Origin of the sequence: Haloferax sp. Atlit-4N, assembly GCF_003383025.1 — an archaeon.
GTDB lineage: Archaea > Halobacteriota > Halobacteria > Halobacteriales > Haloferacaceae > Haloferax > Haloferax gibbonsii.
Map to the genome: position 1 here is coordinate 1 of NZ_PSYY01000016.1, position 7,696 is coordinate 7,696.

6 protein-coding genes are annotated in these 7,696 nt (G+C 61.7%); 5 read left to right on the top strand and 1 reads right to left on the bottom strand.

Annotated elements, in window-relative coordinates; translation table 11 throughout:
* From C5C07_RS21370 to C5C07_RS20030, 3 genes are all read left to right on the top strand, one after another.
* Positions 1–653 (top strand): hypothetical protein (locus tag C5C07_RS21370; protein WP_158546607.1); only part of this gene is annotated, 653 nt, incomplete at its 5' end.
* The gene (locus tag C5C07_RS20025) at positions 650–1,156 is read left to right on the top strand and encodes a hypothetical protein (protein ID WP_147302067.1); all 507 of its coding nucleotides are present in this window, start codon (positions 650–652) and stop codon (positions 1,154–1,156) included. The genes C5C07_RS21370 and C5C07_RS20025, both read left to right, overlap by 4 nt.
* Positions 1,157–1,811: 655 nt before the next feature.
* A complete protein-coding gene (locus C5C07_RS20030) occupies positions 1,812–4,601 on the top strand; it encodes a hypothetical protein (protein WP_115805999.1) in 2,790 nt (929 codons plus the stop codon).
* 653 nt (positions 4,602–5,254) lie between these two features.
* Here the strand turns inward: C5C07_RS20030 and C5C07_RS20040 are convergent.
* Complete coding sequence (locus tag C5C07_RS20040; protein WP_115806001.1) at positions 5,255–5,557, bottom strand: hypothetical protein; 303 nt, start codon at positions 5,555–5,557, stop codon at positions 5,255–5,257.
* 223 nt (positions 5,558–5,780) lie between these two features.
* Between C5C07_RS20040 and C5C07_RS20045 the strand changes: the two genes are divergently transcribed.
* Together C5C07_RS20045 and C5C07_RS20050 are read left to right on the top strand one after the other, a co-directional pair.
* Positions 5,781–6,458: a helix-turn-helix domain-containing protein gene (locus C5C07_RS20045; RefSeq protein WP_115806002.1), complete on the top strand. Its 678-nt coding sequence runs from the start codon at positions 5,781–5,783 to the stop codon at positions 6,456–6,458.
* Between the two features lie 275 nt (positions 6,459–6,733).
* The gene (locus C5C07_RS20050) at positions 6,734–7,294 is read left to right on the top strand and encodes a hypothetical protein (protein WP_115806003.1); all 561 of its coding nucleotides are present in this window, start codon (positions 6,734–6,736) and stop codon (positions 7,292–7,294) included.
* Positions 7,295–7,696: the final 402 nt, after the last annotated feature.

Genomic DNA, 7,696 nt, shown 5'->3' on the forward strand with positions numbered 1-7,696 from the left:
TCGAAACAACCGGCGAGATCGACTATAAACAAGCCCTCAGAGGCGTCAAAATCCCCTGGTGGGCCGGATATACCGGAGGTGCGGCGAAAGTTGCCCTGCGGAAGGCCTACAAGCACCTCCGACAGAATAATTCCTGTAGCACCAACGAACTCTTTCGTGCGGCGTTCAAGGACTCTACCCGAGAGTCTCTCCCACGGGGAGAGTGGAAGCGGAATGCGCTTCCACTTCTGACGTGGCTCCCTGGTGTGTCTGTTAACAGCACCGCCAAGAGATACTCTTTCGACCACGACCGCATCATCCCGGCGGAAGACCGTGTCTCTGAGGGGCTCCCGGCATGGGAAGACCTCCGGGCCGACGTTCGGGAACGGACTTCCCACGTGTCTTCTCAGACCGCGATTCGGACGGCTCACAGTCTTCTGAGTGAACACGGGCGCGTCCGTGGTGAAGTACTTCGAGAAGAGTGCTTCAATGCCCACCCTGGTGCACATACCGACTCTGTCGTCTGGTGGGTTGAGGAAGGTCGCGACGTTCTTGCGTCTCTACCGGGTGTGGAGCCACCGGTTATCCCCGGTGAGGAGTGGGTTTGTGGAGATCTCCAGGCCCCCAACGCCTCGACCGACGCGGAGATCTCTTCCGTGGAGGCCGCTGAATGAGCGACCACGTTTACACGATACACGGCACGAACTCTGGGGGCCGTCGTCAACGTGGCCGGCGAAACCAGGACCGACCAGACGTAACGGAAGGCTCAGACCAGCCGCTCACCGAAGCGGACCACCAGACTGCTGTATCGTTCATGACTGCCTCTGAAATCAAGGAGTGCCGAAAATCGGATATGCGGCCGGGTGAGTTCCTCCTGGAGAGGTACGGCAAGCAACCGAAAAACTACGACTCCAGAGGTGATTTCATCGAAGCAACCTCTTCGAAGAAAGGCTCTACCACGGGTAAGGGTGGACGGTCGTCTTCGGATACTGGCGGTGATCTACCGGAGAAGAGTAACAGCGCCAACGAGAAGGCACTCAGGGCTATGACGGCGTCAGACCTTCGGGACTGCCGGTCCTCAGATATGGAGCCGGCGGAGTTCATCCATGAAAAGTATGGAGAAAACCCAGCGAACTACCCCACCGCCGCTGAGTTCATCGAGGCCACTTCGCAGTGATGTCACGTCTCCCAGAACGCACTCCGGTTCGCGTCCCGGAGAGGCTCCCTGTGAGGCGTCCAACACGCGAGGCTCAACTCTCCACTCAGACGGCTCGTAGCGGCTGAGGTACTATCCAACTTTCGCACTTTGGAACTTTGGACCTTTTTTGCATACACAGATTTATCTGTTATAGTCCCGACGTACTGACAAAGAGGACTCTCACGGACTTAGAAACGTCCCCTGCTACTGGTTCCACCCTTCCAAAGATGAACCAGTAAGCAGGCGAAACGCGGAACGGGTCAGGTGCACACGCACGTTGTGCGCGACACACGCCGTCACGTAGTATGTCCCCCTGACGGGGGTTAAACCTTCTGCGTGACGGTGTGTACCTGCCTCGGTCATGACCGAGATAAATGCTGACGACACACCCCACCGACCGACGCACCGCCTCTAAGACGCTTCTCCAGTACTCCAGCCACCCCGTTGTTTCTAGTGTTTCCCCTCCCCGCTTTGATAGGTTTGGTCGGGGGGGTGTATCAGACTCTGGAGAGCTTGGCTTTTTGCACTTAAACAGAGGCCAGTCAGACGATTTTGACACTTGCACTACTCAGGATAATTCCGGTGAACCGGAGATGTGCCTGCGTGAGTTATTCTCTCCTGTGGAGGTGGCGGTGTGACGTCTGGACACCGTGTTTCCGGTCCCGAACCCGGGGTTCAGTTCACCGACTCACCGCCCGTCGACGCCGATGCACGGCTCCACCCGTCGGACCTCACACCCACGGGTCTCTGGCGGGTGTTGTTTGACCCGTGGAGCGACCGGACGCGATTTGCCGCGCGGTTCGTCGAGTCGCTTCGGGAGCACGCGGCGGGTATGTCGCGGGCGGAGTTCTACGCTGACTTAGACGGTGTGGGTATCGACGCACTCCAGGGCGCGTACGCGAGAGTGTGTGAGTGGCTCCTGTCGGACCGCGACTCACCGACGTTCTGGCGTGGCCTGGAAGTAACGCGCTCTCTTGGGAGTGGCCGTCCGTTGGGTCTCCGGACGTACCGCGACGACGTCCGCCGTGGTCCTCTGGCGCTCCTTCGACACGTCGACGTCGTCCCGACGGTCGTGGTTCACCTGGACGCCGAGCTCTTCGACCGTGAGGCGTGCCGACGCCCTGAGGAGTTCCTGGGGTTCCTGTCGGACCTGGGGGAGACGTGTGCCGTCCGTGTGGTGTCGTCTGGCTACGTGCGGGCGCGTCTGTGGACTGAGTACCGGGAGGCGCTCCCGTCGAGTGTTAGTGAATCTGCCAACCCACGCCTATCTGAGCAAGCGTCCAGTCGTGTTGTGGAGCGTCTGGTGCGGGAGGCACGGGGCGACCTGTCGAACGACTCCCGTACCGTCCAGATTCTCCGCGACGTCGCGGCGGAAGCGTCGGAGACGCTCTCCTATCACGCTCTACAGGCGAAACACTCCACCGTGTCCCGCTCCCGTGTGAGCCAGTGTGTGAACCTCCTAGAGGACCACGACCTCTTGGAGACGTTCTCCGCGCCTGGTGGCCGACGTGCGTCTCTCCTCCCGGCGGGGCGTGAGTACCTCGAAATCCTAAACGAGGAGTACGGCGTCCAGAAACGCCTTTCAGAGGTGTTCCCGGACGGCGTTAGCGAACCCCCAAAACCCTCCGACAATAGCCGTGTAAACCCGAACGGGCACGGGGAGGCAGAGAGGGTGGACCGACGGCGGATGGACGGGCTGGTTGACGTCGCGTACCTCTCCTGCTGGGAGCACGCGGCAGTAGCGTCCGTCTCACCGCCGGAAACCCCGGGTGTGAGCCTGGTAGACCGCCCGATACCGAAGAAAGAGGACCGACGGGAGCCGGCGTGGAGTTACGACCCGGAAGCGGACCACGTCGTAGTGTCCGCAGAGTTCGACAACCCCATGCAGTGGTGGGTGTGCGTGGCCCGGGCGTTAACGGACTGGAAGATGTGGGACAACGTCCTCACACCCGCCCGTCTCGACGGGGAGGCGGGGGACCTGTCAGGCCTCTCGCTGGACGATGCGACACTCCTCCGGGGGACGCGGTGTCTCGGCTACCTGAAGGACGCCGATGCGAACGGAGCGGCGTACGTGGAGGCGCTGGAGGCGGCACGAGACAACCTCCTGGACATGACCCGGGCGCTCAGTCACGGCGACTATGAGGACCGCAACAGGTTCCGGGGAGCGATTCTCCGGGAGGCGTTGGGCCTGGCGGGGACGGTCGTTCACCTTCTCGACCTGGCGGGCGTCTCCGTGAGTCGGGAGGTGCGGCTCCCCGAGTTCTCCCGCAACTTCTCTGAGGACCGCCGGGCGGACCTGGTGCGGACGGTAGCGAAGGGCGTCACGATCCAGTCACGGTACGGCCACTTCTCCGCACACCGCCAACTCCACGAACAGCGGGCGGAGAAGCGAGAGGTACCGTCTCCGTCGGTGGACGCGGCGGACCCGTTCGGGACACTCATCGGGGGGTTCGTGTTGGTTGGACCGGGTGTCTCCGACCTGGAGGACCTCCTCCACGCCAACCTGGAGCGTCCGGCGGAGGTTCACGAGGATGCACCCGGGTTCGGCATCCGTGTCCCCGTCCGGACGGACCACGGGAGGGGGGCCTACGCCCGTGCCGCCCTGGCGATGTGCGACCACAAGGACCTGGAGGCGACACGGGAGGCGGTCGGTATCCTCCAGGCGTTCACGTCGACGCCGTACGATGCGGCCCGGGCACTCCACGGGTTAGGACGCGAGAAGCGACACCCGGGGCGTCGGGTCCGTGTTGACGAGATACGGTACGCGCTCTCCACGCTCCCGACGGAGGCGCTGTTACCGTTCGTGGCACCGTCTGCCCGGAAGGTCGTACACGCACTCCTCACCGCCGACGGGCCGCTCTCTGTCGCGGAGACGGCGTCACGGGCTGACGTCTCCACTCAGTCCGTCCGCAACCACCGTGACCGTCTCCTGGCGTTCGACCTTCTCCGCGAGACGCCGGAGGGCCTTCGTGTACCGCTCACCGGGCCGACCGACCGCGACACGGACGCCGACGCCGTCGACGGGGAGCCGGTGGAGGTGCTCCCGTGGTACGCGACACCGACGGGAGAACGGACGGGAGAGGCGCGGATGCGAAACGGCTCACTCTTGGGGGTGTACCGCCGTGCCGTCGAGTGGCTCTCACCCGCGGACCGCTGGAGCGACCGCGGCGACCCGGTGGGCCGGTTCTACGCGGAGTGGCCGCCGGACTTCGACCTGATACGCGACGAGTGGCCGTGGCTCCAAGAGTGGGAGGACGCACTCCAGGCCATGTGTGCCGATGTCCACCCTGTTGACCCACGGGAGGATGCCGACGTTCTGGAGGTGAGCGACGACACTAGCACTGGAGACGGTGGCGGGGTGAGAGTGGCGACGTTCGGCGCTGTACCGACTCAGCGGGCGCTCCCGGGTGTAGTGGCGACGTAAGCCGCGGCTAATACTCTCCTAACCATGTTGTATGCTAACACGGTTTTAGAGACGTAATCGTTTTTAACCAACCTCTCGTGGGTGGGTATGTAGCGTACCACCCAGTCCCCGTGCTGGTACACTGGGGTTCTCTGGCTGGACGTTACACTCAGTGAGCCGCCGGCTTATCCGTCGGCGGGTGATCGCATGAGCCAGGAGAATCACAGCGACCGCCAAGACGGTCCCCACGAGACAGACGCAGAGACTACGAATAGACTTCGGACCCGGCGGGTCCGACTCAAGAACCACCTCACAAGACGGAAAACGCTCCTCATCGACGTGACCATCTTGTGCACCTTACTGGGTGGCCTCAAAACGCTGGTAGAGATTTCTCTACTCAGTTAGGCGCGGTGGACTGAGAACCCGACGCGAGTCGGCCAGTCCCCGTGCTGGTACACTGTGTTCTCCACTGTATAGCAGAATAAAGGTTGTGCACCCGCCAGACTTATATATGATAAGACAGTCCGAAATCCAGAAAGTAGGAGACGTAATGCCTCCAATAACGTACGAGGGCGTTGTCCGCGGTCCCCGTCACACACACGTTACACGAGCCGGCAGAGTGGCGTCACCACCCCACCCCGCCGGTTTCCCGGTAAAGATGCGTGAGGTGCCGCTTACGCCCTGGGTTCGGGGAGTTCTGAGAGCGGTATCTCCGGTAGGTGCGTGGTAGCCCCGACGCCGTGACCACGGGCGCGGAGAGCGTCACGAATCACGCTCCAGTCGCTCACGTCGGAGAAGCCGACCAACTCCCGTGCGACGGTCACACGGCGGTCCAGGTGGCGGCGGTACTCTGTCTCGACGCGGTACACCAGGAGACCGGCTCCGGTGTCTGCGACCGACAGCGGGCGCTCAGAATCAATACGACTGCCGGCGGGTGATTCGCCGGCTTCAAGACGACTGTGTACGAGTGTGGACATGGTTTTCTCCAGAAAGCCAACGCCCGGACGTCTCCAGCGTCTGGGTACTTCGACCCCGGGGGGCGTTAGCCTCTGTTTCTTCCCACGTAGGCAATAACAATAAACGTTTCTCCGCTGAGATTTCTGGACTTTCGGACTCTTTCATACCTTCGTAGGAAATTACCTTCGTGGGTATCTACCTACGTGGGTAACTTCTAAACGGGTTCCTGCCGTTGTGGGAAATATGCAACCTGGACACGGTGGCCGACCACCGGAGGTAACGCCGCGAGACACGCTGGACGTGTTTCGGGACCTGGAGGATCGTGCGGAGCCGCTGACGGCGTCGGAGGTGGCCGACGTACTCACATGCTCCCGCCGGACGGCACTGAATAAACTCCACGCGCTGGAGGATGCCGGCGACGTCGAGAGTAAGAAGGTAGGCGGGCGCTCCCGGGTGTGGTGGCGTCCTCTGCGGGAAGATATAGCGGTGGAGAGTTCACGCGCCTCTGCCGACGTGGAGCCGACGGGTGGGACTCACGACGCCGCACCTGGCGCTCCCCACGTCTCTCCCGATGCTGTCGACGCCGACCAACGGGAGGACACGGACACAGCAGGAGAGGACGTACCGACGACACCAGTACTCTCTGACGTACTGGAGGACCTCCCAGGGACGGGTCACACGCTGGACCGACGACAGGACGCCGTACGAGCGGCCCTCTCTCACCTTCGGGAGCACGGGTCCGCTGAAACGAACGACCTCCGGGAAGTGGCGTGGGGTGTCGACGGAGAGACGTACTCCTCTGCGGCGTCTCTCTGGAAAAACTGTGTGTACCCGGCACTGAGTGACCTACCGAGCGTGGAGACCTCCGGACACGGTGGGGTGTGGAGGTACACCGCTGACGCCGGTCCGGGGGACTCCTGAGGAACACCGTGACCTCTGACGCCCCACGTTGTGGATACGACGACACGGAATCCGGTGACCCGTGTGGTCGACCACCGAACGCACCGACTGGCCTCTGTTGGATTCACCATCAGGTTGTACACCTTTCTGGGCCAGCCGACGACTGAGTTCTGTGACGGTAGCGCTTTTCGTCGAAAGCCACCGCAAATAGGTGTGTCTCCTCCCGGATACAATCACAAATCCCGGGTATACACCTGTTGAGGACTCTTTTCCGGGTAGTTTGTGTTTTCCTCACCATGACCGACGAGACAGATACCTGTGGATACGACGCGACAAACGGGCCGTGTCAAAACCCAGCGACAGGGGACGACGGCTACTGCTGGTTGGAGACTCACTCCAACGACCCTGAAGCACCCGAGTCTGAGAGTGACGGCCGTGGTGCTCCTGAAGGAAACGCGAACGCGATGCGGACGGGTCTGTACATGGACACCGTCTCCCGGCTCCGCGCGATGGATGGTGACCAAGAACAGCGGTTCAAGAGTTTATACGAGGACATCCGCCCTGAGTTTCAGCACAAGACAGAGGCGGTCGCGGTGGCGCAGTACATCGTCCTCCGTCAGGACCTTCTCTTGGAGGCACAATCCGACCTGTGGGACCGCTGGACTCAGGACGGAGAAGACCGAAAACGCCTCAAATCTGAGGTACTGGATGCCATTGACCAACTCGGTAAGGAGATTCGGCTCTCTTTCAAACACGAGTCGGACCACACGGGAGGGAGTGGTTCCTCTACGTCGAGTAACCGGGCTACATTGTGGGGTGCTGGACCGGATGCTGGTTCACTCTCAAGCGAGGACTGACAACCGTCTCTCCCCGTCCGTCGACGTGGACGGCACAACCGCTGGATGACACATCTGTCCGTCTCACACTACCGAACCGGACAGATGTGTCCGGCGTGAGTCGACAACGGTCTACCACTCAGTACTGATGGGTCGTGCTTTTCGTCGAAAACCACCGCGAACAAGGGGTGCGCGGGGTGCGTCTTTTTCTCTGATTCAAATCCCCTTCGTGGGAGCGTATCGGCCGCTTATACGGCTATATCTGGTAGATTCAGACGGCATGCCAGCCCAACCTTTCGAAACAACCGGCGAGATCGACTATAAACAAGCCCTCAGAGGCGTCAAAATCCCCTGGTGGGCCGGATATACCGGAGGTGCGGCGAAAGTTGCCCTGCGGAAGGCCTACAAGCACCTCCGACAGAA

Coding starts and splice junctions, on each gene's coding strand:
- C5C07_RS20025 (WP_147302067.1), top strand. CDS start 650: ATGAGCGACCACGTTTACACGATACACGGCACGAACTCTGGGGGCCGT.
- C5C07_RS20040 (WP_115806001.1), bottom strand. CDS start 5,557: ATGTCCACACTCGTACACAGTCGTCTTGAAGCCGGCGAATCACCCGCC.
- C5C07_RS20050 (WP_115806003.1), top strand. CDS start 6,734: ATGACCGACGAGACAGATACCTGTGGATACGACGCGACAAACGGGCCG.
- C5C07_RS20045 (WP_115806002.1), top strand. CDS start 5,781: ATGCAACCTGGACACGGTGGCCGACCACCGGAGGTAACGCCGCGAGAC.